The organism is Vannielia sp. ABF1_015 (assembly GCF_056160745.1).
This window is the reverse complement of sequence record NZ_JBSWXT010000002.1, coordinates 840,426-858,159: the sequence shown is the minus strand read 5'-3', so window position 1 is coordinate 858,159 and position 17,734 is coordinate 840,426. Positions and strand designations below refer to the sequence as shown.

General features: G+C 63.4%; 22 protein-coding genes and 1 tRNA gene. 15 read left to right on the top strand and 8 right to left on the bottom strand.

What is annotated here, in order from left to right; genetic code table 11:
- Window positions 1-5 precede the first annotated feature (5 nt).
- Together ACXAG6_RS16575 and ACXAG6_RS16570 are read left to right on the top strand one after the other, a co-directional pair.
- Window positions 6-386, top strand: coding sequence for a hypothetical protein (locus ACXAG6_RS16575; RefSeq protein ID WP_475338922.1), 381 nt, complete (start codon window positions 6-8; stop codon window positions 384-386).
- A 60-nt stretch (window positions 387-446) separates the two neighbouring features.
- Window positions 447-758, top strand: coding sequence for a hypothetical protein (locus ACXAG6_RS16570; RefSeq protein ID WP_475338921.1), 312 nt, complete (start codon window positions 447-449; stop codon window positions 756-758).
- An 11-nt stretch (window positions 759-769) separates the two neighbouring features.
- On the opposite strand, the gene ACXAG6_RS16565 is transcribed toward ACXAG6_RS16570, so the two are convergent.
- The gene (locus ACXAG6_RS16565) at window positions 770-1,432 is read right to left on the bottom strand and encodes a dioxygenase family protein (RefSeq protein WP_475338920.1); all 663 of its coding nucleotides are present in this window, start codon (window positions 1,430-1,432) and stop codon (window positions 770-772) included.
- A 99-nt stretch (window positions 1,433-1,531) separates the two neighbouring features.
- Between ACXAG6_RS16565 and ACXAG6_RS16560 the strand changes: the two genes are divergently transcribed.
- From ACXAG6_RS16560 to ribD, 3 genes are all read left to right on the top strand, one after another.
- Window positions 1,532-1,948, top strand: coding sequence for a secondary thiamine-phosphate synthase enzyme YjbQ (locus ACXAG6_RS16560; RefSeq protein WP_475338919.1), 417 nt, complete (start codon window positions 1,532-1,534; stop codon window positions 1,946-1,948).
- Between the two features lie 209 nt (window positions 1,949-2,157).
- A complete protein-coding gene (nrdR, locus tag ACXAG6_RS16555; RefSeq protein ID WP_475338917.1) occupies window positions 2,158-2,634 on the top strand; it encodes a transcriptional regulator NrdR in 477 nt (158 codons plus the stop codon).
- Entirely contained in the window at window positions 2,631-3,734 is a 1,104-nt protein-coding gene (ribD, locus tag ACXAG6_RS16550; RefSeq protein WP_475338916.1) for a bifunctional diaminohydroxyphosphoribosylaminopyrimidine deaminase/5-amino-6-(5-phosphoribosylamino)uracil reductase RibD, read from the top strand. Before nrdR ends, ribD begins: the two co-directional genes overlap by 4 nt.
- A 6-nt stretch (window positions 3,735-3,740) precedes the next feature.
- On the opposite strand, the gene ACXAG6_RS16545 is transcribed toward ribD, so the two are convergent.
- The 3 genes from ACXAG6_RS16545 to ACXAG6_RS16535 form a co-directional block, all read right to left on the bottom strand.
- Entirely contained in the window at window positions 3,741-5,798 is a 2,058-nt protein-coding gene (locus ACXAG6_RS16545; protein ID WP_475338915.1) for a capsular polysaccharide biosynthesis protein, read from the bottom strand.
- 10 nt (window positions 5,799-5,808) lie between these two features.
- The gene (locus ACXAG6_RS16540) at window positions 5,809-6,921 is read right to left on the bottom strand and encodes a polysaccharide biosynthesis/export family protein (RefSeq protein ID WP_475339078.1); all 1,113 of its coding nucleotides are present in this window, start codon (window positions 6,919-6,921) and stop codon (window positions 5,809-5,811) included.
- A gap of 244 nt (window positions 6,922-7,165) precedes the next feature.
- Window positions 7,166-8,458: a capsule biosynthesis protein gene (locus tag ACXAG6_RS16535; RefSeq protein ID WP_475338913.1), complete on the bottom strand. Its 1,293-nt coding sequence runs from the start codon at window positions 8,456-8,458 to the stop codon at window positions 7,166-7,168.
- 109 nt (window positions 8,459-8,567) lie between these two features.
- Here ACXAG6_RS16535 and ACXAG6_RS16530 point away from each other — a divergent pair, with 109 nt between their 5' ends.
- From ACXAG6_RS16530 to ACXAG6_RS16505, 6 genes are all read left to right on the top strand, one after another.
- Window positions 8,568-9,161, top strand: a complete 594-nt coding sequence (locus ACXAG6_RS16530; RefSeq protein WP_475338912.1) for a riboflavin synthase — start codon at window positions 8,568-8,570, stop codon at window positions 9,159-9,161.
- On the top strand, window positions 9,161-9,751 hold the full coding sequence (locus ACXAG6_RS16525) for a hypothetical protein (protein ID WP_475338911.1): 591 nt from the start codon (window positions 9,161-9,163) through the stop codon (window positions 9,749-9,751). Before ACXAG6_RS16530 ends, ACXAG6_RS16525 begins: the two co-directional genes overlap by 1 nt.
- A 93-nt stretch (window positions 9,752-9,844) precedes the next feature.
- Window positions 9,845-10,954, top strand: a complete 1,110-nt coding sequence (gene ribB, locus ACXAG6_RS16520) for a 3,4-dihydroxy-2-butanone-4-phosphate synthase (RefSeq protein ID WP_475338909.1) — start codon at window positions 9,845-9,847, stop codon at window positions 10,952-10,954.
- Window positions 10,954-11,508, top strand: a complete 555-nt coding sequence (locus ACXAG6_RS16515; protein ID WP_475338908.1) for a 6,7-dimethyl-8-ribityllumazine synthase — start codon at window positions 10,954-10,956, stop codon at window positions 11,506-11,508. Before ribB ends, ACXAG6_RS16515 begins: the two co-directional genes overlap by 1 nt.
- Complete coding sequence (gene nusB / locus ACXAG6_RS16510; RefSeq protein WP_475338907.1) at window positions 11,505-11,963, top strand: transcription antitermination factor NusB; 459 nt, start codon at window positions 11,505-11,507, stop codon at window positions 11,961-11,963. The genes ACXAG6_RS16515 and nusB overlap by 4 nt, the downstream gene beginning before the upstream one ends.
- Before the next feature lie 104 nt (window positions 11,964-12,067).
- Window positions 12,068-12,403: a hypothetical protein gene (locus ACXAG6_RS16505; protein WP_475338905.1), complete on the top strand. Its 336-nt coding sequence runs from the start codon at window positions 12,068-12,070 to the stop codon at window positions 12,401-12,403.
- Window positions 12,404-12,406: 3 nt separating this feature from the next.
- Here the strand turns inward: ACXAG6_RS16505 and ACXAG6_RS16500 are convergent, their stop codons facing one another.
- From ACXAG6_RS16500 to ACXAG6_RS16490, 3 genes are all read right to left on the bottom strand, one after another.
- Window positions 12,407-13,159, bottom strand: coding sequence for a COG3904 family protein (locus tag ACXAG6_RS16500; protein WP_475338903.1), 753 nt, complete (start codon window positions 13,157-13,159; stop codon window positions 12,407-12,409).
- A gap of 10 nt (window positions 13,160-13,169) precedes the next feature.
- The gene (locus tag ACXAG6_RS16495) at window positions 13,170-14,513 is read right to left on the bottom strand and encodes a hypothetical protein (RefSeq protein WP_475338902.1); all 1,344 of its coding nucleotides are present in this window, start codon (window positions 14,511-14,513) and stop codon (window positions 13,170-13,172) included.
- A 337-nt stretch (window positions 14,514-14,850) separates the two neighbouring features.
- Window positions 14,851-15,261, bottom strand: coding sequence for a hypothetical protein (locus ACXAG6_RS16490; RefSeq protein WP_475338901.1), 411 nt, complete (start codon window positions 15,259-15,261; stop codon window positions 14,851-14,853).
- Window positions 15,262-15,464: 203 nt separating this feature from the next.
- Here ACXAG6_RS16490 and ACXAG6_RS16485 point away from each other — a divergent pair, with 203 nt between their 5' ends.
- Window positions 15,465-15,929, top strand: coding sequence for an MmcB family DNA repair protein (locus ACXAG6_RS16485; RefSeq protein WP_475338899.1), 465 nt, complete (start codon window positions 15,465-15,467; stop codon window positions 15,927-15,929).
- Here the strand turns inward: ACXAG6_RS16485 and ACXAG6_RS16480 are convergent.
- Window positions 15,926-16,135, bottom strand: coding sequence for a DUF6324 family protein (locus ACXAG6_RS16480; RefSeq protein ID WP_140014956.1), 210 nt, complete (start codon window positions 16,133-16,135; stop codon window positions 15,926-15,928). The two genes, ACXAG6_RS16485 and ACXAG6_RS16480, sit on opposite strands and share 4 nt — an antisense overlap.
- Window positions 16,136-16,250: 115 nt before the next feature.
- Between ACXAG6_RS16480 and ACXAG6_RS16475 the strand changes: the two genes are divergently transcribed.
- The 3 genes from ACXAG6_RS16475 to ACXAG6_RS16465 all read left to right on the top strand — a co-directional run bounded on the left by ACXAG6_RS16475 (window position 16,251) and on the right by ACXAG6_RS16465 (window position 17,722).
- A complete protein-coding gene (locus ACXAG6_RS16475) occupies window positions 16,251-17,150 on the top strand; it encodes a bifunctional helix-turn-helix transcriptional regulator/GNAT family N-acetyltransferase (protein WP_475338898.1) in 900 nt (299 codons plus the stop codon).
- A gap of 44 nt (window positions 17,151-17,194) precedes the next feature.
- A tRNA-His gene (locus tag ACXAG6_RS16470) sits at window positions 17,195-17,271 on the top strand.
- Window positions 17,272-17,422: 151 nt separating this feature from the next.
- On the top strand, window positions 17,423-17,722 hold the full coding sequence (locus ACXAG6_RS16465; RefSeq protein WP_140014954.1) for an SH3 domain-containing protein: 300 nt from the start codon (window positions 17,423-17,425) through the stop codon (window positions 17,720-17,722).
- Window positions 17,723-17,734 lie beyond the last annotated feature (12 nt).

Genomic DNA, 17,734 nt, shown 5'->3' with positions numbered 1-17,734 from the left:
ATCCCATGCGCCGCTTCGCACTTCTTGCCGCGTTCATTGCCACGCCAGCGCTTGCGGGCAGCTGGATGGCTCCCAATGGCTACCGCGTGGATGGCGGGCCGCAATCCATTGTCGTCCACCCTTTGGCGGGGGCGGGCAGCCCGGGCATTTTTTGCGCGGCAGCCACCTACGCGCTCGATCGCCTCGGCGCGCAACCAGCCGATACCGTGGTTGTCACCACCCCGCGCAGCGGCCGGGTTTTCGGGCCGGGTGGCGAAACCGTGGGCTTCCGGCTTGATCCGGGCGCGTCGCCCGATCACGGGATTTTCCTAAAGGCATCGCGTCAAGGCGAGGCAGTGTCTGTCGCCCATGCCCGCTCGCTTTGCGGTGACGATATCCAAAACTGAGCCTGTCACGCTTTCTTGCGCATGGAACCTCCGCCCGCCAGGCGGAGTTTCTCCTGCGACATGAAACAGATAGCTCCCCTCCTGATCGCCCTCGCGACCGCCGCCGCTGCCGCAAGCTCTGCCGCCGCGAGCCCATTCATTGATTACCCCGATGATCCCGGCATGCCGACCGAAGAGGTCGTCGAAATCGTCGTTGCGCCAGAAGACCTGAGCCGCTGCCAAGCGATGCTGGCGATGGTCACCGGCGCCCCGGTCGCCGTTCCCCAAGGTGCCACGGAAACCCGCGTTGCCATGGACGCCGAGCAAGCCCCGGCGCTGCCCGTGGCCACCTGCGTAACAGAGCCGCGCTCGCGCCCCGTGCCCGGCTCCTGACCGGGTCGGGCCTATCCCGCCACGCCCGCTACCAAACTGGCCTGCAAACCCCGCCGCGCATTTGCCACTTCCGCCACAGCGCCAGGGCCCGCCCGCTGAGCGATCCTGTCGTTTCCATTCTTGCGGTCCCGCTCACCACGCCCCCCATATGCCGAGACCTTGCTGAACACTTGGTCTGAAACGGCCTCGGGGAAGAAGATCTGCGACGTCAGAACCTCCCGCGCGTTCAGCCACACCTTGTAGTGCACATGCACCGCCCGCCCCGGATACCAACCGGGGTAAATGGTAGAAAACTTCGCAACCCCATCGTTGCCAGTGACCTGCGTGCCGCGCAAAAAGGTCTCTCCCGCTGTCTGCTCGCGCGCGTAGCCCGAGTAGCGCCCTTCAGCATCGCAATGCCAAATATCCACCCGAGCACCTTCTATCGGCGTGCATCCGGCATCCACCACCTGCAACGCCAACGCCAATGGCAGCCCCGGCAGGCCCTCTGTCACGTCACCCCGGATCAATCCCGGGTCAACGTAGTAAGGCCCCTCGGTTGTTTCGCGCTGCACCATGCAGACATTGCCGGTAATCAACCCGCCTTCCTGCGCGAGCGCCCTTCGCGCTGCCAGTGCTGAAAGCGGCATGGCGGCGAGCGTGGCGAGTAGATGGCGGCGGTTGATGGCTGTCATGGCGGTCTCCTCGGTGTGGTCAGTCTCTATGTAACGCGCCGGGCGGCAAAATCCGTCACAAGGTTGCGCCCAATCGTTAGCCTGCGCATCCTCGCGCTCATGCAAACCACCTTTACCATCGCCACCCGAGGCCCCGGCCTGACCATGTTTACCGATGATGTCGCCCGCTGGCTCAAGGGCGCGGGCGATGGGCTGTTGACGCTGATGGTGCGCCATACCTCCTGCTCGCTGCTCATTCAGGAAAACGCTGACCCGGATGTGCGGGTGGACCTCATGGAATTCTTCCACCGCCTCGTGCCGCCCGCAGACGACTATTCGATGGCCTATCTCACCCACACCCTGGAGGGCCCCGATGACATGCCCGCCCACATAAAGGCGGCGCTGTTGCCGGTGTCGCTGCAGATCCCGGTGGAGGCGGGGCGGATGCGGCTGGGCACCTGGCAGGGGATCTACCTGTTCGAGCATCGCGCGGCACCACATCGCCGCGAGGTCGCGGCGCATTTCTCTCAAGGTTAACGGCAGCGCTGCGCTGCACCGCGATATGCATGGGTTGTGCATAGGATGTGCATGGGTTGTGACGTGGTTAACACGGTTTCATGCTGCGTTCGCACAGCAGCATATGGGGGCAAGCGGTTTAGGCTACCCAAACTATGGGGGCTGTCCTATAGTGCCTGTGGATAAATGGGGAGCATAACCCCAAAGAGGCAGAGAAGAAGGGGACAGGAATGCGCTGCCCGTTTTGCGGAAATGTCGATACGCAGGTGAAAGACAGTCGCCCGGCGGAGGACCATGTTGCCATTCGGCGGCGGCGGTTCTGCCCGGCTTGCGGTGGCCGTTTCACCACCTATGAGCGCGTGCAACTACGTGATCTTATTGTGATAAAGTCCAGCGGGCGCCGCGAGGACTTCGATCGGGACAAGCTCGAACGCTCGATCCGGATTGCTTTGCAGAAACGCCCGATTGACCCGGAGCGCGTGGATCAGATGATCTCCGGTATCGTCCGTCGGCTGGAAAGCATGGGCGAGACGGACATCGACAGCAAGGTGATTGGCGAGATCGTCATGGAGAGCCTCGCGCGGATCGACACTGTCGCCTACGTCCGGTTTGCCAGTGTTTACAAGAACTTCCAGGCCGCGGATGATTTCGATCGCTTCGTCTCCGAGCTTCGCCCGCCGGTGATGCCCGGTGATCCCGAGGAGTGAGCCGTCAGGCTGACGAAGGCTGGATGGCCCGCGCCCTGAGCCTTGGGGCGCGTGGCTTGGGGCAGGTTTGGCCCAACCCGGCTGTGGGCTGTATCCTCGTGAAAGATCAAAGGGTTGTTGGCCGCGGCTGGACGCAGCCCGGTGGCCGTCCCCATGCCGAGGTGATGGCACTCCGCCAAGCTGGCGCGGCGGCCCGGGGGGCCACCGCCTATGTCACATTAGAACCTTGCGCCCACCACGGCAAAACCCCGCCCTGCTCTGAGGCGCTCATAGAAGCAGGCGTCACGCGGGTAGTCGCAGCCCTGCAAGACCCGGATCCACGCACCGCAGGCCAAGGCATGGATAGTTTGCGCGAGGCCGGAATTCGCTGCGAAACCAACGTCATGGCACATGCCGCTCAACGTGCCCATGCTGGCTTTTTCTCGCGCGTTCAACTTGGCCGCCCGCAACTCTCCCTGAAGCTTGCCAGCTCGTTCGATGGCCGCATTGCCACCGCCTCGGGCGAGAGCAAGTGGATCACCGGCCCCGCAGCCCGCCACGCGGTTCAAGGCCTGCGAGCCAGCCATGACGCGGTTTTGGTTGGAGCAGGCACCGCCCGCGCCGACGATCCGGCGTTAACCCTTCGCGGCTATGGTGAGCGCCGCCCGCCGGTGCGCGTGGTCGTCTCCCGCAGGCTCGATGTGCCCACGGATGGGCAACTCGCCAGAACCGCCCGTGAACTGCCGCTTTGGCTTTGCCACGGCTCTGATGCGCCTGAGGTGCGCAAGGCGGAGTGGGCGGCGCTGGGCGCGGAATTGATCGAAGTGCCGCCGGGCGCGGACAGGCACCCTGACCCCGTCGCTATGCTGGAGCTTCTCGGCATGCGAGGGCTGACGCGGGTGCTCTGCGAGGGCGGTGGCATGTTGGCCGCGTCGCTCATGGGGGCGGGGCTTGTCGATCGGCTCGTCGGCTTCACCGCGGGCCTTGTCCTCGGCGCAGAAGGCCAGCCTTCTTTCGGTCCGCTTGGCCTTTCAAGCCTCTCCGAGGCGGTGCGCTATGTGCTTGAGGAGGAACAGAAAATAGGGCCAGACCTGATGGCAACCTGGGTGCGGGCCAGTTAAGCGGCGCTACCGCCGAAGGTGCGCATATCCGGCGAACCAACCCTGAAGTTTCGCTAGTATGCGATTGCCGGGCCCACCCGAAGGCAGCGGCCCATGTTCCAACCTGTCGAGCACCACCTCCACCGGGCATGGCGTGCCGGTGACAGGGTCAAAATAGCGTGGATAGTCAATCAGTACGGCCTGCGCCAACGCCTCTAGCGTAGGTCGCGCCTCCCGCCGTTCAGGCACGGTGCCTCGATCGTCCGTCAAGCCCCAACCCGCATAGAAGGGGGCGCCAAATGTTGTCACCTGCACCCCGCGCAACAGCGCTTCGAAGCCAAGGCCGGAGGTCATTGTCCAGACGCTGTCGACCCGCTCGATCAGTGCGGCCGGATCCGTGCCGCTGAGGACCAGATCGGCATGGTCAAGCGGGTTGTCGACCTTGCCAATGCGCAAGCCCGCTTCCACGTCAGGGTGCGGTTTGTAAAGGATCACGGCCTCGGGGTTGGCGGCGCGCGTGGCCTCCAAGAGTCTGGAATTGCGTGAAATGTCACCCGCGCCGAGACGTATCGAGGCATCGTCTTCAACCTGACCGGGCACAAGAATCCGATGGCCTGTGGGCAGGTTCGGCAGGGATGCAGTGCCGAGGTTGTATTTGCTGAGCCCGCTGGCCTTGAGGCGGTTGATCAGCGCAGCGGCGCGGGTGTGTTCAGCGCGCCGCGCCGCCCTTGCAATCAACTGCTCCAGGCGGGAGGGCGTACCCGGATCGTAGTAAATGCCAAGGTCGTCCCGCACGAGGCTCAGCGGCGGAACCAGTTCCGCGCCGAGGCCTTTTGAGCGCAAAAAACCATCCTCTATGCGGATGAGCGGCACATGCGCGCGTGCGGTCTCGGCCTCCAGCGTCTCGTCGATACGGCCCGCCCAAGCCAAAACTGGCGCGTTCATCGCTTCTGCCGTGGCGGTGGCTTCGACCGCTTTGTCATTGAAGATCAGCGGCTTTTCAGAGCCAAAGAAGCGTTGCAGCGGCTTGCGCTTCCACAGTCGCATCCCATAAGCCACGCCGCCTGCGCGATCTTCCCGCCATGCCCGCGTGCGGGCCGCGAGGCCATCCATAACCTCTTCCAGCGTTGCCAGACGGTCGCGCCAAGGGTCGTACCACGTCGGATAGAGGATCATCGCGGCGGCGAAGAGTTGGGCGCGGGTCAGGCGGCGCTCGCGGCGGGGGCAGGGGGCTTCATCCGCTGTGAGCCCCCATCCGCCATAGAAGGGCTGGCCGAAAACGCGTGGCTTGTGCCCGGCAAGAATAGCCTCAAAGCCCATCCCGGAAGACACGGTGTAAACGGCAATCGCCCCCTCCAACAGCGCCCATGGAGAAACGGGCTCCGTAAACAGTTCGGTGCGTCCGTCATGGTCATCCGGGCCAAAGTGGCCCTCGCGTGCGCCGGATTGGCTCTCGGGATGCGTCTTGATCAGGATGCGAGCGCCGGGATGTTCGATTTGTGCAAAGGCCAGCATCTCACGGAAGGTCGCCTCCGAAGCGTTGCCGTGGGCAATCGAGGCATCTCCGCGGGTCTGGTCGATGACCAGCACATAGCCTGGGTCCGGCAGGTTAGCCTTTGCATCAAAGCTATTGTATTTGCTCAGATGTTCCTGCTTGAGACGTTCTATTGCGGCGCGGGCCCTTTCCAGCAGGGCAGTATCGTCCAGCGGGTGGGTTGCGAGCAGGGTTTCCAAGTCTGAAGGGCGGCTGCTGTCAAAATGCACGCCATGTTGATCTATCAATAGCCCGATCGGCGGTTCACCCTCGGCGCGCGCAGGATGGATGGAGCGCAAAAAGGCGTCTTCGATGCGCACAAGCGAGGCTCCTGTGCGTTCGGCCATGGCCTCGCCGCGCGCCGCATAGGGCGAGTGGCCCCAAACGCCGATACAGTCTTCGGCCCGCGCGATGCCAAGGCGCACGTCCCATCCGCCGAGCTCCAGAATGCGGCGGACGCGCTTTTGAAAGAGGAAACCGCCGGAGTAAACGAAAAGCCGCCGGGGCCTTTCGGCTCCGGCGGCGTCAATCTCATCTGGCGCGGGGGCCACGGCGGCCCCGTTAATTGCCGGCGGCGGAGGCCAGCGTGTTGGCGGTTCCGGCGGCACCGGTCAGGGCCGAAAGGGTCTTCTGCCACTGCACATAGGGTGCCTCGGTGACATAGACGGTGTCGCCGTCGCGGATAACGAAGTCACGCGCCTCGAACATGCCGTTCGGTTCGGTCAGGTCGAGAACATAGACCATGCGCTGCTGACCTTGCAGGTCGCTCCGGCCAAGCACCTTTCTGGCCACGGACTCGGGCTCATCGCGGAACACGAACACCCCTGTCGGGTCTGCCAAGTTGGAGCTCAGCCCGCCCACTTGGGCAATGGCTTCAATGGCCGAGAGCGTTTGCGTTGTGAAAGGAACGCGGTTTTGCGAGCCGGTCGCACCAAGCGCTGTAAAGGCGCGGGTGTCTTCTTCCACAAGAATCCTGTCACCGTCGCGCAGGGCGATGTCGAAGTGGGGGTTCTTGAACAGATCTTCCCACCAGATGGTGCACTTGTGCTTGCCCCGGATCACGGTGATCTGAGCCACTTCCTGCTCGATGGCGATGCCACCGGCCGCTGCCAGCATGGCAGACAGGGTGCGCGTAGGCCGCTCAATCGGGTAAACGCCCTGCCCACCTACACCGCCAACCACAGAAACGGTTGCGCCATCACCGGCGAGACGACGAACGATGACCTGCGGGTCGGGGGTTTGGGTGTCGAGCTTATCGGTGATGAGCTGACGGATGCGCTCGGGCGTATTGCCAGAGGCTTTGATCCGGCCAGCGTAGGGCACAAAGATGAAGCCCGCGGCGTCTACCTGCACTTCTTCCAGCACCGTGGCGTTCTGGCCTTCACCTGCCAGAAGCCCGTCATCGACGTTCTCCCAGATGGTCAGGCCCAGCGTGTCGCCGGGGCGAATGGTATCGGAGCCGATGCGCCCCGCGTTCAGGAAGGCTTTGGAAAAGCCCAGCGCCGCCGTGCCGGAAGTGACCTTGGTGACGCGGGAATTCACGGCGACGATATAGGCGTCGCCTTTTTTCATCACGGAACCTGCATAGATTTCGCGCTTGTTCGGGCCAACGCGCGGCAATCCGCAGGAGGCCAGAAGGCCGACCATAGCCAATGCGGCTGCAGCCCGGGCCATCGGGGACGTTTTCAGTTTCACTGCTCGGGCTCCTTTACGGATTTCTGCCTCAAGTTTTGACCCGAACCTACGGAAGCGACATATGAAATGAAAGCTGGCTGGTGGCGAACTCGGGCCGATCAGGGCAAGGGTGTTGCGCATGTGCCGCGATTGTTTCCTCCCTGGCACCATTCAGATTCTACTAGGAATCCCTGATATTTGGCAGATGTAGTGGAAGTGGCTTTTGTCACCCCCAAGGGCTGCGTCAGGTGACGAGCCTGAGCTGAAGCCTCGGCCCGGCTTTGCCTTGAGCGAGCGCGTCATAAGGGTCTTCCGGCGCCAGCATCATGTCGACGACCTGCCGCAGAAGCTGCCGCCGTCCGCGCGCAGAGTAGAAGCCCCCGGCGATTTGCGACGTTTCCAAGAGAAAGCTGCGATAGTCGCGGTAGGCCTTGCTGTCGGGGCGGCTTGGGGCGGCAAAGAAGTCAGGTAGCGGCTGGGTCGAGACGAACTCGGGCTTGGAATAGACCGCGTCGCCAAACACCTTCAGCGGGAGCCCGCGCCACAGCACCTGTTGTGCGGCAGTGGAGTTGACCGTCACCGCGCTGCGGGCATGGTTGAGCAGTTGCGCCAGTTTGCCGCCGCGCACGTAATGCACACGGTCTCCCACCCCATGCTCCCGGGCAAGGCGGCGGATCTCGCTGCGCATCGGCACGCGGCCATCTTCCAGCGGGTGAGCCTTGAACACGAGGTGATGGTGACGCGGCGCTCCCTGCGCAAAGCCATCTATGGTGACTTCGAGAAACTCGATCATGGTCGAGAAGGGCGAGTGCTTCTGGAAGCTGGCGTCATGCTCAAGCTGCAAGATTGCAAGATGGTAGGGGAAGCCACCGTGCTTGATCCGGAAGGTCGCCTGCACCCGGTCGGCCCAGAAGACGGGCATCAACAAAAGGCGTTTCAGGTAGAGGCCAAACTCCTGCGCCACGCTAAGCGAGCGGTGCGGGCGGAAGTTGCGGTAGGGGCGGTTCCAGAGCAGAACGAAGTAGTGGTAGAGGAAGCCGTAGAAGATGTGCTGGCGCATATCGCCCCACTTGGCGGGCGCATCGGGCAAGTCGATGTCTGACATGGCCAGGGCGGTCCGCATATCCTCGATGGAAAATTCCATCAGCCGTGAGTGCCCGTTGGAGCCGCCACGCTCGTAGCTCACCCAGTACGGCCGCAGGTAGCCCTCTTCGAAGACATGCACGGTGATCGCTTTTTCCTTCGCGATGCGCACGGCCTCAGCGTGGATGCCACGGGTGTCACCATAAAGCACGACGTCGGTGATGCTCTTCTCGTCGCAAAGCTTGGCAAAGCGGGCCGGCCAATCCTCCGGTGTGCCGCGATAGGGGATGAAACTGCGGGGATGAAACCAGAAAGCCTCGTCACCCTTGTTGAAGCCCACGCGCCAAACCTCGCAGCCCGCAGCCCGCAGCATCTTGCCGAGCCGATGAAAAAACGGCCCGTGCGGCCCCTGCAAAAACAGGAAGCGTCGGTTGTCAGCGGCAAGGGCGCTCATCTTTGGCGCGGTCTCCTCAGGTCTTGCTTGTGGCCTAACCCATTCCTGCGGCAGAATTAAGGCTGAAACGCTCCGGCCTCTGCCGGGGGTAGCGATAAAGGATTGAGGCATGTTTACCGGCATCGTCACCGACATCGGGCGGGTGGAAAAGGTTGAGATGCGCGGCGACATGCGCGCGCGGATCGCAACGGCCTATGACACGGGCAGCATTGATATTGGCGCGAGTATCGCTTGCGACGGGGTGTGCCTGACGGCAGTGGCGCTGGGGGAAGGGTGGTTTGAGGTGGACGTCTCTGCCGAAACCGTTTCGAAAACCTCAATCCCCTCCAATGGCTGGCCGGTCGGCAAACGGCTCAATCTTGAGCGGGCGCTGAAGGTGGGGGATGAGCTTGGCGGGCATATCGTTTCGGGCCATGTCGATGGCGTGGCCGAGGTGGTGGGGATGCGCGATGAGGGCGATAGCCTGCGTCTAACCTTTCGTGCGCCCGCAGCCTTGGCGAAGTTCATCGCGCCCAAGGGCTCGGTTGCGCTCAATGGCACCTCGCTGACGGTCAACGAGGTTGATGGGGTCGAGTTCGGCATCAACCTCATTCCCCACACCCGCGAGGTCACAACTTGGGGCGAGGTGGCGAAGGGCGATAGCGTAAACTTGGAGGTCGATACGATGGCCCGCTACGTCGCTCGGCTTCAGGAGGCCGGTTGATGGTGGATCAAGCCAATTTCGGCCCCGGGCACAACGGCGGCCCCTCAATGGAGCCCGGCGCGGGCTGGCGCAGCTATGCGTGGAAACGGGCGCGGGCCGAGCTGCTCCCCAGCCTGCCCCTGCCGGTGATCCAGCGCCGCCTGAAGCGCGCGAACGAGCTGGGGCTGGATTTCAAAACCTATGCCCGGGTGCACCATTCTGCGGGGCGGGATATCGTTGCGATCCTGTTTTCCAACAACGCCTTGCGGATGATCCGCGCCGGGCAAGACATGCCCGCCACCCGCGCCGCCAAATTGCAGCGCCTCACCAATTGCGGCACCGGCCTTTTGGCCCATGCTCCACAAGATCCGGCGCAGATGGCTGCCCGCATTGAAGCGGCTAATGGCATAGTGCTGGCCCCTGCCGCCCAGGCGCCGCAGCTGTCCGAGAGCTGGGGCGAGACCCGGGCACGCCTGCGCGACCTGCTCAATGCAGCGGGTTACCTGCCCGGGGCGGTGGTCGTCGTGGGCGACACCGCTCTGGAGGCGGATTGGGCCCCCACTGCCGCCCTTGCGGGCCATGTGCCAGCCGATGAGTATTTCGGCCTCTGAGCGCCCGCGACCTCACGTCTCTCCCCCGGCTTCCGCCCTTTCCAACCCGGCACAACCGGGCTAGATGAGGCCGCAAACCAGACGGGCGGCCCGATGAACGATCTTTCGACTGACTATCATGACGCGATCTCCTCGGTGGAAGAGATCATTGAAGATGCCCGCAACGGGCGGATGTTCATCCTTGTCGACCATGAGGACCGGGAGAACGAGGGCGATCTGGTGATCCCCGCGCAGATGGCCACGCCCGATGCGATCAACTTCATGGCCACCCACGGGCGCGGGCTGATCTGCCTGTGCCTGACGGGCGAGCGGATTGACGCGCTCGGGCTGCCGCTGATGGCCTCGCAAAACTCCTCGCGCCACGAGACGGCCTTCACCGTGTCCATCGAGGCCCGCGAGGGTGTGACCACCGGCATCTCGGCGGGCGACCGGGCCCGCACCGTGGCCGTTGCGATCGACTCTGCCAAGGGCGCGCAGGACATTGCCACGCCGGGCCACGTGTTTCCGCTGCGCGCCCGCGAGGGCGGCGTGCTGGTGCGTGCCGGGCACACCGAGGCGGCAATTGATGTGAGCCGCTTGGCCGGACTCAACCCCTCGGGGGTGATCTGCGAGGTCATGAACGAAGATGGCACCATGTCGCGCCTGCCCGATTTGGTGGCCTTTGCCCAGCGGCACAACATCAAGATCGGCACGATTTCTGATCTCATCGCCTACCGCCGCCGCCACGACAACCTCGTGCGCGTGAAGAAGGAAGAAACCGTTACCTCCGCCTTCGGCGGCGAGTGGCAGATGAAGATTTACTCTGACGAGGTGCAGGGCGCCGAGCATATCGTGCTGGTGAAGGGCGACATCTCGGGCGATGCGCCGGTGCTCACCCGCATGCACGCGCTTGACCCTATGCTTGATGTCGTCGGCGTGGCGGGCGCGGGCCGGGCGCATGAATTTGGCGCGGCAATGGAGGCCGTGGCCGCCGAGGGCCGTGGCGTGGTGGTGCTGCTGCGCGACCTCACGATGAAAATTGCCGCAGCGGAGGAAGCCTCGCCGCAGACGCTCCGGCAGTATGGCCTTGGGGCTCAAATCCTGTCGTCCCTCGGGCTGAACAAGCTGGAACTGCTCACCAACTCGCCCTCTCCCAAGATCGTGGGGCTTGATGCTTATGGGCTGGAGATCACCGGCACACGCCGGATCGAGGAGGCGAACTGATGGCCGGGAGCGAAAGCCACTACATCCTATCGCGCCCCGAGTTTGATACCGCGCCCAAGGTGCTCATCGTCGTTGCGCCCTATTACAAGGACATAGCCGATGCGCTGGTGGCCGGGGCGCAAGCCGAGCTGGAGGCCGTTGGAGCCTTTCATGAAACCGTCGAAGTGCCTGGTGCGCTGGAGGTGCCTACTGCCATTCGCATCGCCCATCGGCAGAGCAACTTTGATGGCTTCGTAGCGCTTGGCTGCGTCATCCGGGGTGAAACCACCCATTACGAAACGGTCTGTAACGACAGCAGCCGCGCGCTGACCCTTCTGGGTTTGGAGGGCGCTTGCATCGGCAATGGGATCCTGACCGTTGAGAACCGCAGGCAAGCCGACGTGCGCGCCGAGGTTGACGGCCAGAACAAGGGCGGCGGCGCGGCGGCTGCGGCGTTGCACCTGATCGCGCTGACCCGCCGTTTTGGCAAGCCCGAGCGCGGGGTGGGTTTTCGCACCCCGCTTGAGAATGAAATCCTGCTGGCTGGCAGCGGCGAAGGGCCTAAAACCGCATGAGCGACAAACGCACGAAGAAATCCGCCGCACGTCTCTATGCCGTGCAGGCGCTGTTTCAGATGGAAGCCTCCGGTCAAACGGCTGAGGCGGTTGAGGCCGAGTTTGAAGACCATCGCTTTGGCACCGAGTACTTTGAGGGCGCGGAGATGGTCGAAGGCGATCCTTCGCTGTTTCGCAGGCTCGTGGGCGATGCGGTGAACCAACAGGCGAAGATTGACCAGATGACCGACCGGGCGCTGGTGGCCAAATGGCCGATCAGCCGGATCGACCCGACCCTGCGTGCGCTGTTCCGCGCCGCCGGGGCCGAACTGGTAGAAAGCGACACGCCCCCCAAGGTGGTGATCGTGGAATTCGTCGATATCGCCAAGGCGTTCTTTCCCGAGGGGAGAGAGCCCAAGTTCGTGAATGCGGTGCTGGATCATATGGCCCGAGAGGCCAAGCCCGAGGCATTTTAGCAGGCGGAGCATTGCTGACCGGGCCGCTCCGCGCGAATTGACTGGTCGTAAACCTCAAGGGCGCTATCTTCTATTCGACGCGCATTGCCCCGGAGGCCCTGCTAATGCCCAAGCTCATTACCCTGTATATCCGCCACGTTCTGATCGGCTTCGCGCTCGCTGCGCTGTTTGTCGCCGGACTTCTCTGGCTCAATGTGGGCAACCTCTGGCATCTGGTTTCACACACCTCAGCTGGGCCGCTGGCTGTGTTCATGCTGTTCATGTTCAACGGTATCGTTTTTTCCGGCGTGCAGTTTGGCATCACGATCATGCGGATGGCAGAGCCCGAGGGTGGCAGTGGTGGTAACGGGCGGGTGGCCAAGCAGCACGCCACCGTGCCCATCGCTGTGCAGGATCGGCAGGCAGAACAGCGCAAGCAGCGCAGATTTGAAGATTTCTGATCGCTACTGGCCGGTGATTTCGGTCGCGACAGAAAACTCGGTAAGTTCCTCTGGCAGAAGAATGTAAATTTCATCCGGCGGGGTAGAGAGCGCATGCTCCATAAGCCCCAGCCCTATGCCCATTTCGCCGAGGTAACGGATTACCTCCGCTTGGCTGTGCTGGATATCTTCCACCGCCAGGAAGGCAGGCAAAACCGTGCTCTGCCCGTAGTAGCTTTGATGCACCCCCACCTTCGCGTCCGCATGCACCTGCCGTTCGGTCCCTGACATCAGGATGTAAGGGCAGGCGGAGAGACAAAAGGCACCATCGTCCATCGCTGTGTCGATGCCCTTCTCGCGGATCAGCCGGCCAATCTGCAACGCATCACGCACCGATCCGCCGGGGGAGTGCAGCCAGAGTTGATCGGGCTGTTCAGGCTGGCGCTCCAGCCATTCCACAAAGCGGGCGGCATCGCCTTCCTTGATCGCCCCGACGATCCGAAAGCCACCCTCGGGGCGGTCCTCAAAATAGAGCCGCTTGGGCATGTTCGCGGCCCCCTCCATCGGGACGCCGGGCATGGCGGGGCGGCGCACTTCGTCGGGGTTGAACCGGCGGGTCTGGTCGCCGGGGGCGACGGGGTTGGTGACGGCGGGGGCGGAGGTGGGCCAGCGGATCTCGGGGGCCACAGCGGCAAAATCCTGCGCCAAAAGCACGGACGCGATGCCCATCTGGAGCCCGAAAATCGCCTTGAGGCCGGTTTTTGCCGTAAACGCCATCGCCTGCTCCTCAGACCGACCGGGGGCCTGAGCCCTTGGCGGGCTTTTCGAGCGGCTCAACATTCTCGGGGTGCGGATCAGCCTCTTGCTCGGCATCCGGGGGCTGCGTTTCTTGCATGTCCCGCTCTTCGCGGTCATCCATCGCGTTTTCCACATCCCGCGCCGCGACTAGAGCGGCGCGCAGCTCGGCCATTGTAAGCCTGTCGCCAAGGTCTACCGGCTCGCGGCCCGTGCGAATGGCGGCCTGCACCACCATGAGGATCAGCACCAGCACGGCAGGCAGCAGGTCGATGGCAATCGCCCCGGCCCAGCTTGGCACGAAGTTCTCGGCATAAAGGATCACCGCATCGGCAGCTGAAATCGGTGTGTAGGCCACCTCGGCGGGCGCGGTCATGGCCATGACGCTCTCGGCAGCAAGGCGCAGCGTTTCAGCGCGCTGCCCCAGAACGGAAAGCACCGATTCCAGCGTCGAGGCCTGACCGATCCGGTCTTGCTCGGTGCGCCCGTCAAGCTCGGGCAGAACAACCGATTCCGACAGATCCTGCGCCGCCCGCTGCACCAGCGGCGCGACCGAGAGTTGCCGCAGTTCGGTGATGATCCCCGCCAATCGCACGGCCTCTTCGGAAAACTCGATGGATCGAGCCTCCACCGGCCCGGTCTCTACCGTCAGCGCCCGCATTCGGCTCAGGATCACGTTGCCCTGAGAAAAGCGCTCTTCCACCAGCGGGGTCTGGCTGGCGATCTGCGCTTCCAGCCCGCCCAGCTCATCGGCCTTCTGGTTGAGCACCCGAAACACTGCTCCGCGACCGGCGAGGCCCGAGAGGTTGCCGGTCGCCTCCTGCTCGGAGAGGTCAGTGAAGCTCTGGCGCACGCGGGCCACATCGCGCCCCAGCCCCTGTCCGGCAGTGGCGATCTGGTAACTGCGCTCCAATGCGCCCTGATAGTCTTGCACGGTCTTGGCGAGGTGCTGCTCTACCGCCGCCGCACCGGCGAGCGCTGCCGCGTTCAACCATGACGACATGGCAACAATCGCCAGCGAGCCGAGCCCCATGGAAAGCAGTAATCCGATCCGGGCCGCGCCCGTGCGCACCGCCGGAAGCAGGCGCAGCAGGAAGGACCAGAACACGAAGATGCCGACCGAAACCGCGATGGAATAGGCAACGGCGGCGAAGAAGGTCATCGCGCCGTTGTTGTCGAGAAGGGAGGACACGCCGAGGTAGGTATAAATACCCGAGGCCGTGGCCAGAACGCCAAGCGCCGTGGGGGTGAAGCCGTCGAGCACGCCAAGGTGCCCCTCCAGCTCTTTCGCATGAGCAAGGCCGCGCGCCTCGCTCTGGCTCATCTTCCGGCTCATAGCGCCCTCCACCTTGATCCGGCGAGTATAGGCGCGCACCGCCTAGAGGAAAGCGCGCTGCGCTTCACTTGGGCGTTATGAGCCGGAGAAGGGTGTGGGTGGCGGGGACCACAGCAACCGGCAAGGCGTTCGAATTCCCGGGGACCTGTATATACAGGTGGGCGTCGGGTAACCGGACCAGGGCCCGGACAGAGCCAACTCCCATGGAATTGCTTAAGGCCACTGGAATTGTGCCTCGACACGAGAAGAGCAGATCCGCCAAGAGCGCAGATAGGCCCATGGTGGGCACATGACAAGGGGGCGGTGAAAATGCGTGCGGCTTGCGCGGGGGCAAAGCTCACCGGAACGCGCGGCGCACCTTGCGCTTGACCGAAGAACGCTTGATGCCGCGCGAGAGAGAGGGGCTGCCCTGGCGGATGATCGCGCCGTTGGGTGTGGTCGTGCCAATCGAAAGCCCGCGAGAGGGGCCGCCGCCATAAACCACGTAGTCCTTCTGGAACGGGAAAAGCCGATGGCCCTTCTTACCGCCCCCGCGAAACCGCTTTTCGGGGTGGCGAGCACGGTCGGAGGGATGCAACGTCCAGACCTTGGGGCGGCCGGATGAGGTTTCTTCAACTTGAGCCGGTGTGTTCGTTCCGGAGAGCCAGCTCCAGAACTTTTTGCCGAAGTCTTCATCCGACGCACGCGCCGGGATGGCGATGGCCGCCGCCAGCGCAATTGCGAGAGTTATGAAAGAAAGACGCCCCATGAGGCAAAATTAGGGCAGGGGCAGCGGCGAGTCATCCCGCTTTTCTGCCGGGTGTTCCCTAGCTGGAAACGATGAGCGTGCAGGGTGCGCATTTCCGGCGAAGTCCGGGATAATTGAGGCAAAAAAGAGGCAAATTCTTGTCTGAAAGTTTCCTGTCGTGTCCGTGACTTGCAGGGTGTTTATGTTTTGTTCATGCTGCGCGCATGAAGTTTGACCCAGAATCGCCCACGCCAGGGATGCAACCCGGCCAGTTGCTCGCGCGCGGCGTGTGTCGGCATCTGCTTAGCCACGGCTTCGTCACCGTCGAGGAGCTGGTGCCAACGAGCGGGCTTCGAGTGGATGTAATGGCGCTTGGCCCGAAAGGCGAAATCTGGGTGATCGAATGCAAATCCAGCCGGGCCGATTATATTGCCGACCACAAGTGGCAAGGTTATCTGGAGTGGTGTGACCGGTTCTTCTGGGCAGTGGATCAGGAGTTTCCGACCGAGCTCTTGCCAGCCGAAACAGGCCTTATCATTGCCGATAGCTATGATGCAGAGATCGTTCGCATGTCGCCCGAAACCAAACTGCCACCAGCGCGGCGTAAGGTGATGGTGCAAAAATTCGCCCGTCACGCGGCGCTGCGGCTTCAGGCCCTTCGCGATCCTCGGCCTTCGGGGCTGCTTTAGCGCTTCTTCTTGCTGTTGCCGGCGACCATGGCAGCAGCACGTTGAGCGGCCCCCTTCAGCTCTTCTGCAATTTCGAGCGCTTCCTGCGGGTCAAAATCCATGGGCAGGTCAACGGTTTCACCCTGAACGTAGATTCGCACCATGCCCTGATCGGTCGGGCCGATCTGCAGGTTGGCGGTGATGTCGCTATCGCTGTTAATGCCCATGATCTGTCTCCGGCTGCGGTGCGCCGTGAGCTAGCGTGAGGGATGGCTTGTGGCAAGGGTGGATAATGCTTGACCGAGGCAAGGGCATGCCGGACCGTTCTCTTAGGAGGACGTAATGGACGATATCGAAGCGCTGCGCGACTTCTCGCGGTTCTACACCCAGCGGCTGGGCCTGCTTGGCCAGAGTTACCTCGGCTCCGGGCTTGGCGTCACGGAAGTACGGGTGCTGTGGGAACTGGCCTATGGCGATCAGGGCACCGCTCGGCAGATAGCGGAGCGGCTGGGCCTCGACGAGGGATACCTGTCGCGTTTGCTCGCCGGTTTCGAAAAGAAAGGTTGGATCGCGCGGGAGCCGGACCCGGACGATGCCCGCCGCCGACGTCTGACACTGACCGAAGACGGCAAGGCCCTGGCCGCCGGTCATGACAAGGCCTCACGTGCGGCTGTGGGGGCGTTTCTGGGCCAGATGTCCCCAGATGCACGAGCACTTCTGGGCGAGGGGCTTGCCCGGGTCAAACAGGCCTTCAATCCGCCACAGGATGTTGAGCTGAAAGATCTTTCTCCGGGCGACGCAGGCTGGATCGTGGAGCGCCACGGCCAGCTTTATGCCCGTGACGAGGGGTATGACGCGAGCTTCGAGGCGCTGGTGGCCGAGATCATGGCGGAGTTCATCCGCAGCCATGACCCGGCGCGTGAACGTGGGTGGATCGCCTGGGGCGGGGGGCGGCGGCTGGGCTCGGTTTTTTGTGTGGCGCGCGGGCCGGATACAGCGCAGCTTCGGCTTTTCTTCCTCGAACCGGAAGCTCGCGGCCTCGGGCTGGGCCGCAAGATGCTGGACGCTTGCCTCACATTCGCCCGTGAGAAGGGCTACCATGAACTGGTGCTTTGGACCCACGAATCCCACGTGGCGGCCTGCCGACTTTATGACAAGGCGGGCTTCCAGCGCATCGGCAGCCGCCCGATGCATGAATTCGGCCAGGATACCGTGATAATCGACTACAGGATTGACCTCTGACACTCTTGCAATCGCGCGGGACGGGCGCTAAATGACGCCCCAGTGCCGCCTTAGCTCAGTTGGTTAGAGCGCTTGATTGTGGATCAAGAGGTCCCCCGTTCGAGCCGGGGAGGTGGTACCATTCAGCCCTGAAATCGCGGTACGATAGATGGATTGCCCAAGGGTGCCTTGCTTTGCGGCGCGTCCAATTGCCGAAGTGCAGCGCATTGGCAACTGGCCCTTCGGCGGGTGACGAACTAAGCTGAGCGTCGAGGCAGGAGCAGGAGAAAATCATGCACAGAATCATGATCTGCGCTCTGGCGGCGGGTGCGCTCACGGCATGTGATGCGGCGGGCCCGGTGTCTGTTGGGGCGGAGAGATACGAGGTGACCGGCGTCGAAGAGGGCGACATGCTCAAACTGCGCGCCGGGCCGGGGACGGGCTACACCATTCAGGCCGGGTTGCCGAATGGCACGGTGGTGCGGGTCAGGGACTGTTCGCGCATCGGCGGGACGCGCTGGTGCAAGGTCGCGCTGGACCGCTCGCCGGGCATGGTTGGCTACGTTTCGCAGACCTACATCCAAAAGCTCTGAAGCGGCTTTGCC